The 17,253-nt window shown below is 61.9% G+C and carries 16 protein-coding genes; 13 read left to right on the top strand and 3 right to left on the bottom strand.

Going from position 1 to position 17,253, the window contains the following annotated elements; all coding sequences use genetic code 11:
* The first annotated feature begins 9 nt into the window (after positions 1-9).
* The 3 genes from QLQ85_RS02735 to QLQ85_RS02745 all read left to right on the top strand — a co-directional run bounded on the left by QLQ85_RS02735 (position 10) and on the right by QLQ85_RS02745 (position 1,805).
* Positions 10-402, top strand: a complete 393-nt coding sequence (locus QLQ85_RS02735) for a VOC family protein (RefSeq protein ID WP_102629903.1) — start codon at positions 10-12, stop codon at positions 400-402.
* Positions 403-489: 87 nt separating this feature from the next.
* On the top strand, positions 490-873 hold the full coding sequence (locus QLQ85_RS02740) for a DUF4870 family protein (protein WP_282720679.1): 384 nt from the start codon (positions 490-492) through the stop codon (positions 871-873).
* 2 nt (positions 874-875) lie between these two features.
* Positions 876-1,805 (top strand): lysophospholipid acyltransferase family protein, encoded by a 930-nt coding sequence (locus QLQ85_RS02745; RefSeq protein WP_282737588.1) that lies wholly within the window; start codon positions 876-878, stop codon positions 1,803-1,805.
* A gap of 109 nt (positions 1,806-1,914) precedes the next feature.
* Here QLQ85_RS02745 and QLQ85_RS02750 read toward each other — a convergent pair whose 3' ends face one another.
* A complete protein-coding gene (locus QLQ85_RS02750) occupies positions 1,915-2,850 on the bottom strand; it encodes a LysR substrate-binding domain-containing protein (RefSeq protein ID WP_282737589.1) in 936 nt (311 codons plus the stop codon).
* Between the two features lie 236 nt (positions 2,851-3,086).
* On the opposite strand from QLQ85_RS02750, the gene QLQ85_RS02755 reads away from it, so the two are divergent.
* The 8 genes from QLQ85_RS02755 to QLQ85_RS02790 all read left to right on the top strand — a co-directional run bounded on the left by QLQ85_RS02755 (position 3,087) and on the right by QLQ85_RS02790 (position 12,351).
* Complete coding sequence (locus tag QLQ85_RS02755; protein WP_282737590.1) at positions 3,087-4,121, top strand: GlxA family transcriptional regulator; 1,035 nt, start codon at positions 3,087-3,089, stop codon at positions 4,119-4,121.
* A gap of 199 nt (positions 4,122-4,320) precedes the next feature.
* Positions 4,321-5,211: a 4-hydroxy-tetrahydrodipicolinate synthase gene (gene dapA, locus QLQ85_RS02760; RefSeq protein WP_282737591.1), complete on the top strand. Its 891-nt coding sequence runs from the start codon at positions 4,321-4,323 to the stop codon at positions 5,209-5,211.
* A gap of 24 nt (positions 5,212-5,235) precedes the next feature.
* Positions 5,236-6,564, top strand: a complete 1,329-nt coding sequence (locus QLQ85_RS02765) for an NAD(P)/FAD-dependent oxidoreductase (RefSeq protein ID WP_282737592.1) — start codon at positions 5,236-5,238, stop codon at positions 6,562-6,564.
* 25 nt (positions 6,565-6,589) lie between these two features.
* Positions 6,590-8,095, top strand: coding sequence for an aldehyde dehydrogenase (locus tag QLQ85_RS02770; protein ID WP_282737593.1), 1,506 nt, complete (start codon positions 6,590-6,592; stop codon positions 8,093-8,095).
* A 268-nt stretch (positions 8,096-8,363) separates the two neighbouring features.
* On the top strand, positions 8,364-9,392 hold the full coding sequence (gene dctP, locus QLQ85_RS02775; protein WP_282737594.1) for a TRAP transporter substrate-binding protein DctP: 1,029 nt from the start codon (positions 8,364-8,366) through the stop codon (positions 9,390-9,392).
* Between the two features lie 86 nt (positions 9,393-9,478).
* A complete protein-coding gene (locus QLQ85_RS02780) occupies positions 9,479-9,982 on the top strand; it encodes a TRAP transporter small permease (protein WP_282720671.1) in 504 nt (167 codons plus the stop codon).
* 44 nt (positions 9,983-10,026) lie between these two features.
* A complete protein-coding gene (locus QLQ85_RS02785) occupies positions 10,027-11,325 on the top strand; it encodes a TRAP transporter large permease (protein WP_282720670.1) in 1,299 nt (432 codons plus the stop codon).
* A gap of 30 nt (positions 11,326-11,355) precedes the next feature.
* Positions 11,356-12,351: an Ldh family oxidoreductase gene (locus QLQ85_RS02790; protein ID WP_282737595.1), complete on the top strand. Its 996-nt coding sequence runs from the start codon at positions 11,356-11,358 to the stop codon at positions 12,349-12,351.
* 41 nt (positions 12,352-12,392) lie between these two features.
* Here the strand turns inward: QLQ85_RS02790 and QLQ85_RS02795 are convergent, their stop codons facing one another.
* On the bottom strand, positions 12,393-13,466 hold the full coding sequence (locus QLQ85_RS02795; RefSeq protein WP_282737596.1) for a proline racemase family protein: 1,074 nt from the start codon (positions 13,464-13,466) through the stop codon (positions 12,393-12,395).
* On the bottom strand, positions 13,466-15,517 hold the full coding sequence (locus tag QLQ85_RS02800) for an NADH:flavin oxidoreductase (protein ID WP_282737597.1): 2,052 nt from the start codon (positions 15,515-15,517) through the stop codon (positions 13,466-13,468). The genes QLQ85_RS02795 and QLQ85_RS02800 overlap by 1 nt, the downstream gene beginning before the upstream one ends.
* A gap of 164 nt (positions 15,518-15,681) precedes the next feature.
* Here QLQ85_RS02800 and QLQ85_RS02805 point away from each other — a divergent pair, with 164 nt between their 5' ends.
* Together QLQ85_RS02805 and QLQ85_RS02810 are read left to right on the top strand one after the other, a co-directional pair.
* On the top strand, positions 15,682-16,476 hold the full coding sequence (locus QLQ85_RS02805) for a pyrroline-5-carboxylate reductase family protein (RefSeq protein WP_282737598.1): 795 nt from the start codon (positions 15,682-15,684) through the stop codon (positions 16,474-16,476).
* 64 nt (positions 16,477-16,540) lie between these two features.
* Positions 16,541-17,253: electron transfer flavoprotein subunit beta/FixA family protein (locus QLQ85_RS02810; RefSeq protein WP_282737599.1), on the top strand; the 713-nt coding region annotated here is incomplete at its 3' end.

Here is a 17,253-nt window from a genome sequence, read left to right on the forward strand (position 1 = left end):
GAGATGTGAATGCTGTCAGGTCTGGACCATCTGGTCATCACCGTGACCGACATTTCCCGCGCCGTGGATTTCTACTCCCGGGTGCTGGGGCTCGACGTGCGCTACCGCGACCGCGAGCGCGTCGACCTGATGCTCGGCGACCTGGCGCTACGCCTGCACTGGACCGACACCGATGTGAGCCCCAAGGCGGCCACCCCCACCCCCGGCAGCCTCGACCTCTGCCTGCGCAGCCTGCTGCCGCTGGACGAGGTCAAGCGGCACCTGGAGGCGCTCGACGTCGAGGTGGAGCTGGGTCCGGTGGCGCGTCAGGGCGCCACCGGCGAGATCGAATCGCTCTACCTGCGCGACCCCGACGGCAACCTGCTGGAGATCAGCCGCCCACGCCGGCCAGGCGCCGACTGACCCCCCTTCCCGTTGGACGCTGCCGGTGGCAATGTCGCCGGCGGCCGGTATCATTGGCACCAGTCACTCGAATCCCAGGGACGACCCATGAGCGATAATGTGCAGTATGACGATGATCGAGTCGTCGCCGAACAGGGCGACCCACCCGACACCACCATGGCGATCGTGGTCTACGCCCTGCACCTGGCCGGCATCGTGACCGGTGGCGTGACCGCGCTGGTCGGGGTGGTGATCGCCTATGTCTACCGCGGCAGGGGCCCGGCGTGGCTCGACGAGCACTACCGCTACCAGATCCGCACCTTCTGGCTGGCCGTGCTGTACTTCGCCGTGTCCGCCGTGCTGACCCTGGTGCTGATCGGCTTCGTCACCTGGCTCGCCGCCGTGGTCTGGCTCGTCATCCGCTGCGTCAAGGGCATCAAGGGGCTGCAGGAGCAGCGCGCCCCCGACAACGTGGACACCTGGCTGGTCTGACCATGGCCGTACCGGAGTCCCCTTCCAACAACGCCCGGTCCCGCGCTATCGCCCTGTTGTGGCGCACGCTGGCCGGCCGTCGCCTGTCGACGCTGTGGCGGTTGTCGCGCCTCGCCGGCCCGCTGGTGCACCGGTTCAGCCGGCGCGAGCGCGAGGTCACCGAGATCAATCTCGCCCAGGTCTACCCCGACCGCAGCGAGGCCGCCAGACGCGAGCTCGCCCGGGAGAGCCTGGTGCATTCCACCGCCACCATGCTCGAGCTGGGCTTCGCCTGGATGGCCGACCCCGCGCGGGTCGAGGCCTCGATCCTCGAGGTCCACGGCCGCGAGCTGCTCGACGGCGCCCGGGCCGAGGGGCGCGGGGTGATCGTGCTGGCGCCGCACTTCGGCAACTGGGAGGTGCTCAACTTCTGGCTATCGGGCCACTTCCCCTTCACCGCCATGTACGAGCCGCCCAAGATCGACGCCCTGGATCCGCTGATCCGCCAGGGCCGCGAGCGCATGGGGGCGCGCCTGGTGCCGACCAACCCCCGCGGGGTGGCGGCGCTGCTCAAGGCTCTCAAGCGCTGCGAGGCCATCGGCATCCTGCCCGACCAGGAGCCCTCCTGGGGCAGCGGCGTCTTCGCCCCCTTCTTCGACCGCCCGGCCTATACTGCCACCCTGCTGCCCAAGCTGGTCGCCCGTACCGAGGCGCGGGTGGTCACCGGGGTGGCAAAACGCCTGCCCGGCCGCGGCTTCGCCCTGCACTTCCTGGCCGCCGACGAGCGCGTCTACGCCACCGACGAGACCGCCTCCGCCACCGGCGTCAACGCCTGCGTGGAGGCCGCCATCGCCCTCGACCCGGCCCAGTACCAGTGGGAGTACAAGCGCTACCGCAAGGTGATCCAGCAGCAGCAGGGGCACCCGGAGCATCAGTCGTTCCGGCTCTATTGACCCCCTGGCCAGCGATCAATCGAGTGGTTCGATCAGGGCATGCCATGCAACCAGGATGACGTGAGGGTCCGGCGCCCGGTGCGTCACCTGCCGGCCGGTGGCTAAAACCTCAGGTGGCTGTCGGCACGCCGCTTTGGTCCATGAACCAGTCTCGGAAGCGGCCCAGTGCCTCGTCGTCCTCCTTGTCCTCGCGGTAGGCCAGGTAATGGCGGGTGTCCTCCAGTACGACCTCCTGCTCGACCGGCCTGACCAGTCGGCCTTGGTCGACAAGCGGTCCGATAAGGTGATCCCAGCCGAGGGCCGCGCCCTGGTCATTGAGTACCATCTGCACCAACATGTTGTAGTCGTTGGCATTGAAGTAATGAAGGCTGTCCCGGGAACGGCTCTCGATGTCGATATCATGGATGGCCAGCCACACCCCCCAATCCACATGCTCGGCGACCTGGGAGCGACCGTAGGGGCTCAGGTTCAGCAGTACCCCGTCTCGCAGTCCCTCGAGGGTCCGGATCTCGGGGTGTGCCTCGAGATAGCCCGGCGTGCACACCGGATAGATCACATCATGGAACAGCGGCATGCTGACGTAGCCGTCCCGCACCCGCGACATCTTGGTGATGAAGATATCCGGATAGACCCCCGGTTCCATGGTGAGGAAGTTCTGGGTCGTGACCAGATTGAGGTCGATATCGGGGTTGGCGCTGAAGAAGCTCGGCAGGCGTTGCGCCATCCACAGCGCCGAGAAGGCCGGGGAACAGCACAGTGTCAGGGGGCGCCTGGCGCTGGTGCCGTGGTCCTTGCGGATGCGATCCGCCGCCTGGGCGATGTTGATGAAGGAGAGCTGAGCCGCATCGAAGAAGATGGAGCCGGCGGTGGTCAGCTCGACCGAACGCCCGACACGCTTGAACAGGGCCGTGCCAAGGTAGCTCTCGAGTTCACGGATCTGCCGGCTGATGGCCGCCTGGGTGACGCACAGTGCCTCGGCGGCTCGGGTGAAGTTCTGATACTTGGCCGCCGCCACGAAGGATCTCACCGCACGCAGCGATGGCATCTTGAGCAGCCTCTGATCGGGATCGGTGTGTGTTGTCATAACAAAAAGTTATCAACATCCTGAAAAAAAAGTCGATGTCGGCGATAATCGGCCGGAACCTAGACTACGGTCATGGAAAAGACGCCGCCCCCGCATCCTTCAGGTTATCCAAAAGCGACGCCGGACAACAGCCGCAATTCTCCCTCAAGCCATGATGCATGCTTGGCATGCAAGGTTGCCGGGCCCCCTGGAGTGACATGATGCACGCCTCCTTCAAGAGCTTGTTGAAACGCAAGAACATGGCACACCTCAACGCGGGGGAGGATTCAAGGTCGCAGCCTCCGCTGCGACGAGTGGCGTTCGTGCTCCTGGATAACTTCTCCTTGATGGCCTTCGCCGGCGCGGTGGATGCCTTGGTAACCGCCAACCTGGTGACTCGGGAGCCGCTGGTCGAGGTACTGGTGGTCGGTGCAACGAGCGATCTGGTCGTCAGCGATCTGGGCACCGCCATCTCGACGGATTGCCCGCTAACGGCGCTGCAGGAGCAACGGCTGGACCTGCTTATCATGTGTGGTGGTTTCCGTGTGCACTTGCAGAGCTCGCCATCGATCCGCTCCACGCTACGCTGCTTCGATGCCGCAGGCACGACACTGGGAGGGCTGTGGAACGGTGCCTTCTTTCTTGCCGAGGCGGGAGTGCTGGATGGCCATGACTGTGCAATACATCCCGATTCCCGGGCCATGCTGCTCGAGTCATTTCCCGGGGTATGCCTGTCCAGGCACTCCTATGTGCTGGACAGGAAACGGATCAGCTGCGCCGGCGCCAATAGCGCGCTCTCCATGATGCTGGACTGGCTGAGACGTGATCATGACCAGAGCTTTGTCGATGCGATCGAGGAAATACTCAACTGTGACAAGGCTCAAGAGGTGATGGATGTTTCCGTCCTGAGCCTCGATCGTGATCCTACCCTGCCGCAAGCCCTGAAACTGGCACTGGAGTTGATGCATAACAATATCGACGAACCTCTTTCGGTAGACGAAATAGCCCGTTGGGTCAACATCTCCCGTCGTCAACTCGAACGGCTCTTCATTCGTTATGTCGATGCCTCTCCGTCCCGCTACTATATGGAGCTCCGCGTGACTTACGCCCGGCAATTGCTGCAACAGACCAACAAGTCGATTGCCGATATCGCGGTGGCCAGTGGCTTTACCAGCATCGATCACTTTCGCCACTGCTTCCGCCAGTTCTTTCACGTCGCCCCGGCGAAGTTTCGCAGGCAGCGTCAGCCCTGACGTCTTGAGCCTGACTTTTCGTAGGGAGCAAGCATTCCAGGCCGACCTGTCGGCACCCCACGCCGCTTTGCTACGAAGGTATGACCATAACATCTGGTCATGACTTGCCGGGATTAAATGTTGCTTTTTCGGGGCGAAGTTTCCCGCTTACCATCGCTATACCGACCCATCCTCCAGCAAACAATCACAAGGTGACGATATGAACTTCGATGGTATCTGGACACCCGTCGTAACCCCTTTCGCCCAGGACGGCTCCATCCAGCTCGACACCCTGAGGAAGGTGGTCGACACGCTGATCGACCAGGGGGTGCACGGCCTGATCATCGGCGGCACGACCGGCGAGTACTATGCCCTCAGCAAGGAAGAACGCAAGCAGGTCTTCGACTCTGTGGCCGGCCATGCCAAGGGCCGTATCCCGATCATGGCGGGTATCAATGCCACCACGACCGAGGACAGCCTGGAGCTTGGCCAGCATGCCAAGGAGGCCGGCTTCGACGCCATCCTGGTAGCGGCGCCCTACTACTGCCAGCCGGCCCAGGACGAGCTGCTGACCCATGTCCGGTGCGTCGATGATGCCCTCGACATGCCGATCATGCTCTACAACTTCCCCGACCGCACTGGTGTGCCGATGACACTCGAGTTGATCGAGGCGTTGCGTGATCGCCCGAATGTCCAGGCGATCAAGGAGAGCACCGGCTCGATCGAGCGGATGCATGCCCTGGCCAACGATCACGCCGACCAGCTTCAGCTGAGCTGCGGCATGGACGACCAGGTCCTGGAGTTCTTCGCCTGGGGAGCACGCAGTTGGGTGGCGGGGGCTTCCAACTTCCTGGCGCCGGAGCACGTGGCGCTGTACCAGGCCTGCGTCGTCGAGCAGGACTTGGTCGCCGGCCGTGAACTGGCCGCCCGCCTGCTGCCGATGCTCAACCTGCTGGAGCAGGGCGGGAAGTTCTGCCAGTACATCAAGTACGGCTGCGAACTGGCCGGCCTGCCGGTCGGACCGGCGCATCGTCCGCTGCTGCCGCTGAACGAGACGGAAAAAGCCAGCTTCCAGCGTACCTATGACGCCCTGCTTCAACACCGCGGCTGACATCCTGCGCTGGAGATTCGCCCCATGCAGTTGACATGCCATTTCTTGCCCCAGAACGACGGGCGCTGTGGCTGGTACGAGACACTGCCCCCACCGCCCGCTTCGGCACCGCTTCAAGGTGAAGTGAAGGCCGACTGGGCGGTGTTGGGAGCGGGACTGGCCGGCCTGGCCGCCGCTCGGCGCCTGGCCGAACTGCAGCCGAACGCCGCCATCGCCCTGGTGGATGCACGGCGTGTCGGCTTCGGGGCCGCCGGGCGTAACTCCGGGTTCATGATCGACCTGCCACACGACCTGAACTCACACGATTACACCGGCGACCGGAGCCGCGATCTTGACCAGATCCGCCTCAATCGTGGGGCGATCGACTACATGCGCGAGATCGTGCAGCGCCATGGTATCGACTGTGACTGGCGGGAGCAGGGCAAGCTGCACGGGGCGGTGGAGGCGCATGGGCTGCGCGCCCTGGAGGCCTTCGCCAAGGGGCTGTCGGCCCTTGGCGAGCCCTACAGCGAACTCGACGCCCGGCAGATGAAGGCCATCACCGGCTCCGACTTCTATCACGCCGGCCTGCACACTCCCGGGTGTGTACAGGTCCAGCCGGCCTCGCTGGTACGTGGCCTCGGGGCCACTCTGCCGGAGAATGTCCGCCTCTACGAGGACAGCCCCGTCCGCGAGATCAACGTCGGCCAGCCCCATACGCTGGTGACCGACCAGGGGCGTCTCGAGGCGCCGCGGCTGGTGCTCGCCAACAACGCCTATGCCGCGCAGTTCGGCCAGTTGGGGCTCAAGGGCCGGATTCTGCCCGTCTATACCTACGGCAGTCTGAGCCGTCAGTTGAGCCCCAAGGAGCTCGCGGCACTGGGCGGCGAGGAAAGTTGGGGGCTGATCCCGGCGAACCCGATGGGCACGACCGTGCGGCGCATGGGAGACGGGCGCATCGCCATCCGTAACTCCTTCACCTACAACCCGCATGTCAGCACCAGTGCAAGCCGGCTGGCGCGTGTGCGGGGCGCTCATCGGTGCTCCTTCGAGCGGCGTTTCCCCATGCTGCCGGACGTGGAGCTCGAATACACCTGGGGAGGCGCGCTGTGCGTATCGCGCAATGGGGGCACGCCCTTCGGTGAGCTTGTCCCCGGGGTCTTCAGCGCCGTCTGCCAGAACGGGCTGGGCCTGACCCGCGGCACGATCTCCGGGAAGTTGATCGCCGAGTATGCACTCGGCGTGGAGAGCGAACTGCTCGACATCATGCTGAAGCAACCCAAACCCGCCGCCAATCCACCCGAACCGTTCCTCGGCCTGGGCGTGCGCTCGACGCTTGCCTGGAAAGAGTGGCAGGCCGGCAAGGAACTCTGAACCATCCGACACGAGGAGAACAACAATGTCCGATAATCTGACTCCGGACGCCATTGCGCGTCAGATCGAGCAACTCGAGTATCGCAACCTGGCCTTCATCGACGGTCGCTTCGTGCCCGCGAGTTCAGGCGAAACGTTCGATACCCTGAACCCGGCCACCGGGGAGCTCCTGACCCGGGTAGCCGCCTGTGACGGCACCGATGTGGACCTCGCCGTCCAGGCCGCCCGCCGGGCCTTCGGGGCCGGTGTCTGGTCGGGGCTCGCGCCCGCCGAGCGCAAGGCCATCATGCAGCGCTTCGCCGACCTGATCGAGGAACACTGCCTCGAGCTGGCCGTGCTGGAGGCCCTGGAGGCGGGCAAGCCGATCGGTGAGTGCTTCAATGTCGATATCCCCGACACCGCCAACACCATCCGCTGGCACGCCGAGGCCGCCGACAAGCTCTACGATGCCGTGTCGCCGACCGCCAAGGACGTGGTGGCGACGATCAGCCGTGAGCCGATCGGGGTCGTCGGCGCCGTGCTGCCGTGGAACTTCCCCGCCATGATGGCCGGCTGGAAGCTGGGACCGGCGCTGATCACCGGCAACAGCGTGGTGCTCAAGCCCGCCGAGCTGACCTCGCTCAGCACGCTGCGGCTCGCCGAGCTGGCCCATGAGGCCGGCATCCCGGCCGGCGTGTTGAACGTGGTGCCGGGGCTCGGTCATGTGGCCGGCAAGGCCATCGGCCTGCATCCCGACATCGACCTGGCCGCCTTCACCGGTTCCACCGACGTGGGTCGTCGCTTCCTCGAGTACTCGGCGGCGAGCAACCTCAAACGCGTGGTACTGGAGTGCGGCGGCAAGAATCCGCAGGTGGTGATGCCCGACGTCGGCGACCTCAAGACCGTGGCGAGCAATGTCCTGGCCGCGGCCTTCTGGAACATGGGCGAGAACTGCTCGGCGGGCTCTCGCCTGATCGTGCATCGGTCGGTGAAGGATGCGTTGGTCGACGAGATGCAGCGCCAGCTCGAGGAGGAGTGGGTCACTGGCGATCCGCTGGACCCCAATGTTCAGCTCGGCGCCCTGATCGAGCAGGACCACATGGACAAGGTGCTGGCGCATATCGAGCGGGCCAAGGCCGATGGGCTGGCGCTGGTGACCGGCGGGAAGCGCATCCTGCAAGAGGTGGGGGGCTATTTCGTCGCCCCGACCATCTTCGACGAGGTGCCCAAGGATGCCGCCGTGGCACGGGAGGAGATCTTCGGCCCGGTGCTGGCGGTGATCCCGTTCGACACCGAGGAGGAAGCCATCGCCATCGCCAACGACACCTGCTATGGCCTGGCGGCCTCGCTGTGGAGCGAGGATCTCAATACCGTTCACCGCATGGCTGCCGCCATCCGCGCCGGCACCGTCTCCGTCAACTGCTTCTCGGAAGGCGATATCACCACCCCCTTCGGCGGCTACAAGCAGTCCGGCTTCGGTGGGCGGGACAAGTCGGTGTATGCCCATGATCAGTATTGCGAGTTGAAGACCACCTGGATCCAGCTGGCCTGATCCAGCGACCCGTTCACAACACAGATTGCATTCTTTCCCCGCCATTCGCGGCCCCGTGGATGGCGGCTTGCTTGCCACCAGCGAATATCAGCATGTATCGATAAATGTCTACTTCCATCGATCGAGGCAACGATAACCTCAGGTTTTGCTTTGTACTGAAGAAAAGTCGTTTCCATTACTTCCGCCACAGTAATAGCTTTAATACATGCCTGGCCACGGCCAGGCAAGAGGTGAACCCAACGACAATAGCCCACCTGGAGAAGGTGTTATGACATTAAAAAACTCAATAAAAGTTAGCTCAAGCATAGCCGCAGTATCGGTTATCACCGCACTTGGTTTCTCAGCGTCCGCCTGGGCAAGCGATGAGGAATTAAAGCTTACGATCGCAACGGAGTCAGGTGACCGAGAATCGCCCCACGGTCTGGCAGTAAAGAGAATCTCTGATATAGTCGAAGAACAATCCGATGGCAGAATTACCATCAATGTCTTCTATCAGGATGAGATCGGCGGGCCTCAGGAGCTTTTTGACCAGTTGGTCAGAGGTAATATCGACCTCTTCCTGGGCTGGCCTCAAACCTCCTACGATGAGCGGCTTGGCGTACTACAGCTGCCCTATCTGACCCTGGGTTGGGATGAAGCACTAGATGCCTATGGCAAAGATGGTTGGGTCTCGGAGGTCATCGGACCCATCCTATCGGATATTGGCCTGGAATACCTGGGGCCCTTTCCGGAAGGCTTTGGCGGCATAGCTACAGCGGATACATATGCTACTAACCATGAAGATGCACAGGGGATCAAGCTCCGGTCACAACCCATCTTCCCGCTGCCCCAAACGATACAGGCCATGGGGTTCCAGGCCGTTCCCATCGACTGGTCCGAGGTCTACACCTCCATCCAGACCGGGGTCGTCGATGGCGATTCGAGTAATGTGATCTACTGGGACTATACCTATTTCAACGACCTGCTTGACTATTTCGTTCACTCCAAGCACAACTTCTCCTTCTATACTTTCCTGATGAACCAGGATTCCTGGAACGCTCTCGACGAAGAAGATCGCGGGATCATCGCGGATGCCGTGGAAGTCGTGTCCAATGAGCAGTTCGAGAATGCCAAGGCCGAGGATGAAAAGTGGATCCAGACGGCCCAGGAAGAAGGTATGGAATATATCGTGCCGTCCGATGAAGAGATGGCTGCCTGGATCGAACGAGTCCGCGAGACAGTATGGGTCGAGGCGGAGGAGTCCCTGGGGGAGGATGTCATGAGCGCCGTCCGCGAGCATGCATCGGAACCACAGTAACGGCTTGCCGGATGACATGGAGTGGCGCCTGTTGATAGGGCCACTCCGTGTTCGATTCCTTTTAGGGTAACATTAGGGAAGTCATTATGGATTATTTCGCCCGCATCGATAATGTGGTCGCATCTATTCTGAAGGCTGCCGTTACAGTGCTAGGCCTTTTCATTTCTTTTGCCATGGTGGGTGGCATAATCTTCAGGGCACTGCTTGGCGTTCAGGTATTTGGCCTTGAGGAACTGGTGTTGATGGCCGCCATGTGGTTGTACATGCTCGGAGCGGCCCTGGCCTCGCGCGAGAGGTCCCATCTCAGTGCCGATTTCTTTCAGGCCTTTACCGACAACGAGGTCCTGCACGACATAATGAGGCTGATTGCCACAACACTATCGGTAGTTATGGCGGTTTTTTTCGTCACCTGGAGCTACAGCCTTTTTTCCTGGGGAGTCGAAAAGGGACAAGTCACACCGGTGTTCAGTATTCCGCAATACATTGCACAGGGAAGCCTTCTCGTTGCGAGCATCCTGCTGTTGCTCTACGCGCTCCGGGACCTCATTCATGATGTCAGAAAGCTATCCAGAAAAGCTGCAACCCAATAAACGTCTCTCCTCAAGAGACTTCCTGACAATAATAGGAGAAACACATGGGTGCCTTATTAGCGATAGGCGCAGTCATAATATTGATGATCATAGGCGTGCCGGTCGTGTTCTCTTTCGCCGCCATGACCCTCGTACTCTCGTTCGCTTATGATGTCGATATATCGTCGCTGATGACGACGGGCTTTTGGTCCATCAACTCCATTATCCTGCTCGCCCTGCCATTATTTATCATGACAGGATACTTGATGCAGTCAGGAGGGATTGCGGCCAGGCTCATACGCTTTGTCGAGGCCATCGTCGGCTCGTCCCGCAGTGGGATGGGAACCTCGATGGTAATGGGCTGTGGCGTCTTCGGGGCCATTTCTGGGACAGCCTCGGCCGCGGTAGCCGCGATTGGCACCATCATGATCGGCCCGATGGAAAAACACGGCTACAGCCGCCCGTATTCCACTGCTCTGGTCGGGATCTCTTCGTTGCTCGGCCTGCTGATTCCGCCCAGCATCACCATGATCCTGTACGCCGTGGTAACCCGGCAATCCGTCGCGGCCGTATTCCTGGCGACCATCGGGCCGGGTATTCTGCTGATGATCTTCCTGTGCGTGATCAACGCCATCAAGATGCGCAAGAATCCCGACTACAGCCCAGGAGTGATCGCACTGAGTGACCGCTTCCGGAATATCGGCAGTACCGGCTGGAAGGCCTTCCCCGCCTTGATGCTCCCGGTCATCATCCTGGGCGGCATCTACGGGGGCATCTTCACCCCCACCGAGGCGGCCGCCATTGCCGTCGTCTATGCCATTCCCGTCGGCCTGTTCGTTTATCGCGACCTCAACCTGAAGGCCCTGGCACGGTGTTTCATCCAAGCCGCCACGACCACTGGCGTCATCATGATCATTCTGCTCTTTTCCTTCGTGGCCAGTCGTATCTTCACCTTCGAGAGAGTGCCACAGCAGCTGACCGAGCTGTTGCTCGAGCTGTTCCAGAACAAGCTGCTGATTCTCCTCATGGTCAATATCTTCTTGATCTTGATGGGAATGATCATGGATGACGTGAGTGTCGTGGCCATCCTCAGTCCGCTGCTGCTGCCGGTCATGGAGAGCATCGGCATCCATCCGGTGCATTTTGCCGCCATCGTGGGCACCAGCGTCGTCATCGGTTGCAATAGCCCACCCATGGCGCCCATCCTGTTCATGAGCTGTCGGATCGGCGGGGTCGGGATGTCACAGGTCATTCGGCCCGCCTTCAGCTTCATGCTGCTTGCCGCTCTGCCTGTGATGCTGATCACGACCTACTGGCCGGCGCTGTCACTCTTCCTGCCAAGGCTGCTCGGATACGTGAATTAATCAACATCAGAACATGAGAGGTATCTTTCCTTGAGTCAGCAGACACTTTTCGCCCACGATGCAGAGACATTGGCTGAACAGGCCTGTCTCGCCGCGGGCGCCAACCATGCTACCGCACGCTCCCTGGCAAGGGCGACGGTTTCGGCGGCGCTTTTCGGACACCCCGGTGTCGGGTTCCCGCATCTTCTGGATTATCTTTCCAGTTTCCGTGAGGGACGCATCAACAGAGAAGCAGAGCCGAAAATCACTTCGCCCTTGCCCGCTATCATCTACTCGGATGCGGATGGAGGCATTGCGCAACTCGGCTTCGACTTGGCAATGCCGACGCTTGTCGAAAACACACAGAAACTGGGCGTTACGATCTTCACCCAAGGCAACAGCTATACCACCGGTGAATTGGGCTACTATGTTCGCCGTCTTGCCCTGGAAGGCGTGATCGCCTTTGCCGTGTCCAACAGTCCGGCCGTGGTGGCGGGCTCGCCCACTGGCAAGATCGTTTTCGGCACCAACCCGATGGCGTTTGCCGCACCCTTGGCCGATGTCAACGCGCCACTGGTCATTGACCAGGCATCCAGTGCGACGGCCTTCGTCAACCTGGTAAAGGCGGCGGAAGAAGGGCGTAAGATTCCCGAAGGTTGGGCCATCGACGAGCAGGGTAACGCGACCACCGATGCAGCGGCCGGCCTGCGCGGTGCACTTTTGGCATTCGGCGGTATGAAAGGCGCGAATGTGGCGCTGATGGTCGAGTGCCTCGCGGCCGGATTGTCCGGTGCATCATGGTCGCTCGACATGCCGGATTTCCAGGGCGGAGATCAGGTGATCGACGCCGGGATGACGATCATTGCGATTCAACCCACCGTTATTGACGACCATTTTTCCACCCGCCTGACCCAGCATCTTGACCGAATCGCCGAACGTGGTGGTAGCTACGTGCCCAACCGCCGCCCGGTACGAAGCAATCGTTCCGAAGAGGAACGCATTACCATCGACACGGTAGTGATTGAGACAATCCGCCGCTCCTTGTGAGCGGCGGATGGGGTGCGTACTAGCTAGGGCCGCACTGGTCTTCAGGCCCAGATGTCCTGCACACAGAATCCTTCCGTGAATGGATCATCATTGTCCAACACGTAGGTATTGATCCCATAGATCCAGCTCGTTCCCGAAATGGTAGGAATTACCGCCTTTCTTTCGCCAATTGTCGTTTCCTCGACCAGTCTTCCCGTAAACACATTGCCCAGGATCCCCTGGTGGCGAAAATCTTGATTCAACGGCAGCTCGTCCTTGGCATGCAGGACCGCCATCTTTGCGCATGTTCCCGTCCCGCATGGACACCGGTCGATGGCACCTGTCCAGGTGCTGGGCTTGTCCCAATCAAAGTCACCAGACGCCACTGTCACGACATTCTTCCAATCTGCATCTGGGCTACTTGCCGGCCCGGAAAGCTGTGATATCGTGATCCCGACCCCTGGATAATCGGGGTGCTCAACGGGCAACTGCTCGATAGCAGCCTGCCTGATCATGGCCGAGATCCGCGTTATCTCTGCGCCATGCTCGGGTGTGAGTTCTATCCAGGGAAACTGTCGGACATCCGCAATTACATAGAACATTCCACCCCATCCAACGTCTACTTTTACCTTGCCAAGGTGGGGAACGTCTATTTCTCTATCAAGGTAGGCTGCAAACGCAGGTATATTCTTGAAGGTGACGCTCTTTACCTTGCCATCCTTGCATTCGGCCCTGATGTTAATGAGTCCGGCCGGCGCCTCAAGAACAAGTTCCGTAACGGGCTCTTGCATCGGCAGCATTCCCATTTCAAGCAGCACCGTTGCCACGGAAATGGTATTGCCGCCAGACATGACCGGATACTCGATCTGCTCCATGATGACATAGCCGGCATCGGCATCGGGATGACATGGCGGAACAATAACATTACAGCAGAGAGGCGGGTAACCGCGAGGCTCACGCAGCATTAACTTACGCAGCTGGTCGTCATTTTCCCTCAGCCACACCATTTTCTCATGCACCGTCTTGCCGGGTATGTTGGGAACACCGCCAGTGACAACGCGCATCGGCTCGCCTGCATGCGTATCTATGGCATGTATGGTTCTCTTGAATGACATTTCTTCCCCCTTTGAATCCATCACAAATCCTTGACCAGCCGCAGGGCATCGTAGATCGCTGCATGGGTGTTCCGCGACGCGACGGCATCACCGATCCGGAACAGCTGGAATCCATCACCCGAATTGCGAATGACGGCCTGGGGCTTGCCAATGATCAGGTCCTCGTAGTTCACCTCGCCACCATTACTGGAATGCGGCTTCAGCTCGAAATAGATGTCGGCCATCGGCGTGATGCCGTAGTTGACCACCACCTGGTCGATGCGCCGCTCATGATCCAGGTCCAGCTGACCTTGAAGTACATAGTCGCTTGTGATCCTGGCCAGCAGCTCATCGCCGTCCCGCTGCACGGACTTCAGCCGATAGGTGGGCGTGAAGGTGACGTTGGGTCGCTGCAGGGAACGCATGTACGGTACGAGATTCATGGCCATGATTTCCGGCGAGAAGGTACGGTCCGGCGTCATGATCTCGAGCTGTGCCCCGGTGGCGGCAATGATCTCCGATGCCTGCATGGCGGCATGATCGCCGGCATCGTCGAATAGCAGCACCCGATTGCCCGGGGCCACGTGCCCGGACAGGATATCCCAGGTGTTGACCACCAGATCGTGCCCAACCGCGGGCTGGTCTTCCAGGGGGTAGCCGCCAGTCGCCACGATGACCACATCCGGCTTCTCGGCGAGCACATCCTCGACCTCGGCCCAGACGTTGTAGCGGATCTCGACGCCGAGGGCCTCGCAGCGCGCCAGGCGCCAGTCGATGATGCCCATCATCTCGCGGCGGCGCTCGCTCTGCGCGGTGAGGCGCACTTGCCCGCCGGCATCGCTGGCGGCTTCCAGCACCACTACCTCATGGCCCCGTTCGCCGGCGACCCGGGCGGCCTCCAGCCCCGCGGGTCCGGCGCCGATGACCACCACTCGGCGCTGCTGCGCTGCCTTGGGGATGGTGTGGGGCATGGTGGTTTCCCGCCCGGTGGCGGCGTTGTGAATGCAGTAGGCGGCACCGCCCTGGTAGATGCGATCGAGGCAGTAGTTGGCGCCGACGCAGGGGCGGATCTCCTCCTCGCGGCCTTCGATGATCTTGCGCACGATGTGCGGGTCGGCCATGTGGGCGCGGGTCATGCCGACCATGTCGACCTTGCCCGAGGCGATGGCGTAGCGGGCGGTGGCGACGTCCTGGATCTTGGCACCATGGAAGGTGGGGAAGTCGACCTCGCGACGGATCTCTCCGGCGAAGTCCAGGTGCGGGGCGCTGGGCATCCCCTGGATGGGGATGACGTCGGTGAGTCCCGGGTCAGTGTCGATGTGGCCGCGGACCACGTTGAGGAAATCGACCAGACCGCTGTCCTTCAGGCGCCGTGAGATTTCCATTCCATCGCCCGCCGTCAGCCCGCCCGGCAGCATCTCGTCGCCGGTATAGCGCACGCCGACGATGAACTCCTCGCCGACTCGCTGCCGAATGGCACGCAGCACGTCGAAGGTGAAACGCAGCCGGTTGTCGAGATCGCCCCCGTAAGGGGCCTCGAGGGTGTTGGTCAACGGAGACCAGAACTGATCCATCAGGTGGCCATAGGCCATCAGCTCGATGCCGTCGAGGCCGGCAGCGTGCATGCGTTCGGCGGCGTCGGCGTAGTCACGGATCAGGCGCTCGATATCCCAGTCCTCGATCTGCTTGGGAAAGGCGCGGTGGGAGGCTTCGCGACGATGCGAGGGCGACACCGCCGGCAACCAGTCGCCCTTGTCCCAGCGGGTGCGCCGGCCCAGGTGGGTCAACTGGATCATCACCGCGGTGCCGTGCTCATGACAGGCGTCCGTGAGCTCCTTCATCCACGGCACCACCTCATCCCTGTAGGCCAGGATGTTGTTGAACACCGGCGGGCTGTCCTTGGCCACCGCCGCCGAACCGGCGGTCATGGTCAGGCCGATGCCGGCCCTGGCCCGCTCGACGTGGTAGGCCCGGTAGAGCGCCTTGGGCATGCCGTCCTCGGGGTAGGCGGGCTCGTGGGCCGTCATCATGAGCCTGTTCTTCAAGGACAGATGCTTGAGCTGGAAGGGCTGCAGCAGCGGGTCGTTAGCCATGGTCATGCCTCCATCTTGTTGTGTGCTTGACAAAGCTAGCGGCACATGTACACACTTGTCAACTAGATGTACATGTGTGTACATAAAGAAATAAACCGGATGTGCCAGGCCGCCATGAAGCGGTGAGATCCGTTACCGGCAGGATGGCAAGAGAGGTGGGACGCATGTCGCAAGACGCAGTGATCGGCATCATCGGTGGCCATGGGTGGATGGGGCGCTCGCTGGGCATTGCCTTGCTGGAGCGGAACGTCGTGCCCGCCGGCCGATTGGTTGTCTCCTCGCGTTCCGGGAGCCACGAGGCTTACCGCGACTGGCCTGACGTTCGTTGCGCCACGGATAACCGTGAGCTGGTCGAGCTGGCTGATGTCATCGTGCTGTCCATGCGCCCGGAGGATCTCGCCAGCGTCGATATCGCGGCACACGACAAACTGGTCATTTCCCTGCTGGCGATGGCCTCCTCGCAGGAGATCTCCAGCCAGGTGGGAAGTTGCCGGGTGGTGCGTGCCATGCCGAATGCCGCGGCGGAGATCCATCGGGCCTACTTCCCATGGTTTGCCTCTCAGCAGGTCACCGATGCCGACAAGCGGCTCGTCCAGGCGCTGCTGGCGAGCTGTGGCACGGCACGGGAGCTTCCCACGGAGCGCGACCTCGACTACCTGACGGCCCTGAGCGGGGCCGGGCCGGCCTACCCCGCCCTGCTGGCCCAATCGATGCTGGAGCACGCCAGGCAGATGGGCATCGCCGACGATATCGCCCTCGAGGCCGTCATGCAGACCCTGGTGGGCGGCAGCCTACTGCTGGAAAGGCTGGGAACCGACCCCGGCGACATGGTGGAGCGGCTGATTGCCTATGACGGCACCACCGCCAAGGGGCTGCGAACGATGTTGGATGAGGGCATCGGCCAGGCGATTCATCGTGGCCTCGATGCGGCTCACCGGGCGGCAAGTGGCTCACGATAAAACACCGGCCATAAGCTCTAAAACCTACTGAAAGCAAACATCCAAAAGTCCGGGAGAGCATGGAATGAAAATTCTCGCCGCGGTCAAGCGCGTCATCGACTACAACGTCAAGATCCGGGTCAAGCCGGACAACAGCGATGTCGACCTCACCAACGTCAAGATGGCCATGAACCCCTTCTGCGAGATCGCCGTGGAAGAGGCGGTGCGCCTCAAGGAGCGCGGGGTGGCGACCGAGGTCGTCGCCGTCACCATCGGCCCCAGGGCCGCCCAGGAGCAGCTGCGCACCGCCCTGGCACTGGGCGCCGATCGCGCCATCCATGTCGATACCTCAGCCGAGACCGACGCGCGCATCGAGTCGCTGGCGGTGGCCAAGTTGCTGGCCAAGGTGGTCGAGGAGGAGCAGCCGGGCCTCACGATCCTCGGCAAGCAGGCCATCGACACCGACAACAACCAGACCGGCCAGATGCTCGCCGCGCTGACCGGCCTGCCCCAGGGCACCTTCGCGTCCGAGGTCGTGATCAGCGGCGACGGGGGGGATGGAAAGCTCCAGGTGACCCGCGAGATCGACGGCGGCCTGCAGACCGTCGAACTGAGCCTGCCGGCCATCGTCACCACCGACCTGCGCCTCAACGAGCCGCGCTACGCCAAGCTGCCCGACATCATGAAGGCCAAGAAGAAGCCCCTCGACGTCAAGACGCCGGCCGAGCTGGGTGTCGAGGTCGCCTCGAAGGTCACGCTGCTCAAGGTCGAGCCGCCTCCCGAGCGCCAGGGCGGCAT

It is taken from the genome of Halomonas kalidii (genome assembly GCF_030010475.1).
Classification (GTDB): Bacteria; Pseudomonadota; Gammaproteobacteria; order Pseudomonadales; family Halomonadaceae; genus Halomonas; species Halomonas heilongjiangensis.

Bases quoted from the DNA above. Each gene is read 5' to 3' on its own strand.
- QLQ85_RS02735 (WP_102629903.1), top strand. From the start codon at position 10: ATGCTGTCAGGTCTGGACCATCTGGTCATCACCGTGACCGACATTTCC.
- QLQ85_RS02740 (WP_282720679.1), top strand. From the start codon at position 490: ATGAGCGATAATGTGCAGTATGACGATGATCGAGTCGTCGCCGAACAG.
- QLQ85_RS02745 (WP_282737588.1), top strand. From the start codon at position 876: ATGGCCGTACCGGAGTCCCCTTCCAACAACGCCCGGTCCCGCGCTATC.
- QLQ85_RS02750 (WP_282737589.1), bottom strand. From the start codon at position 2,850: ATGCCATCGCTGCGTGCGGTGAGATCCTTCGTGGCGGCGGCCAAGTAT.
- QLQ85_RS02755 (WP_282737590.1), top strand. From the start codon at position 3,087: ATGATGCACGCCTCCTTCAAGAGCTTGTTGAAACGCAAGAACATGGCA.
- dapA (WP_282737591.1), top strand. From the start codon at position 4,321: ATGAACTTCGATGGTATCTGGACACCCGTCGTAACCCCTTTCGCCCAG.
- QLQ85_RS02765 (WP_282737592.1), top strand. From the start codon at position 5,236: ATGCAGTTGACATGCCATTTCTTGCCCCAGAACGACGGGCGCTGTGGC.
- QLQ85_RS02770 (WP_282737593.1), top strand. From the start codon at position 6,590: ATGTCCGATAATCTGACTCCGGACGCCATTGCGCGTCAGATCGAGCAA.
- dctP (WP_282737594.1), top strand. From the start codon at position 8,364: ATGACATTAAAAAACTCAATAAAAGTTAGCTCAAGCATAGCCGCAGTA.
- QLQ85_RS02780 (WP_282720671.1), top strand. From the start codon at position 9,479: ATGGATTATTTCGCCCGCATCGATAATGTGGTCGCATCTATTCTGAAG.
- QLQ85_RS02785 (WP_282720670.1), top strand. From the start codon at position 10,027: ATGGGTGCCTTATTAGCGATAGGCGCAGTCATAATATTGATGATCATA.
- QLQ85_RS02795 (WP_282737596.1), bottom strand. From the start codon at position 13,466: ATGGATTCAAAGGGGGAAGAAATGTCATTCAAGAGAACCATACATGCC.
- QLQ85_RS02800 (WP_282737597.1), bottom strand. From the start codon at position 15,517: ATGGCTAACGACCCGCTGCTGCAGCCCTTCCAGCTCAAGCATCTGTCC.
- QLQ85_RS02805 (WP_282737598.1), top strand. From the start codon at position 15,682: ATGTCGCAAGACGCAGTGATCGGCATCATCGGTGGCCATGGGTGGATG.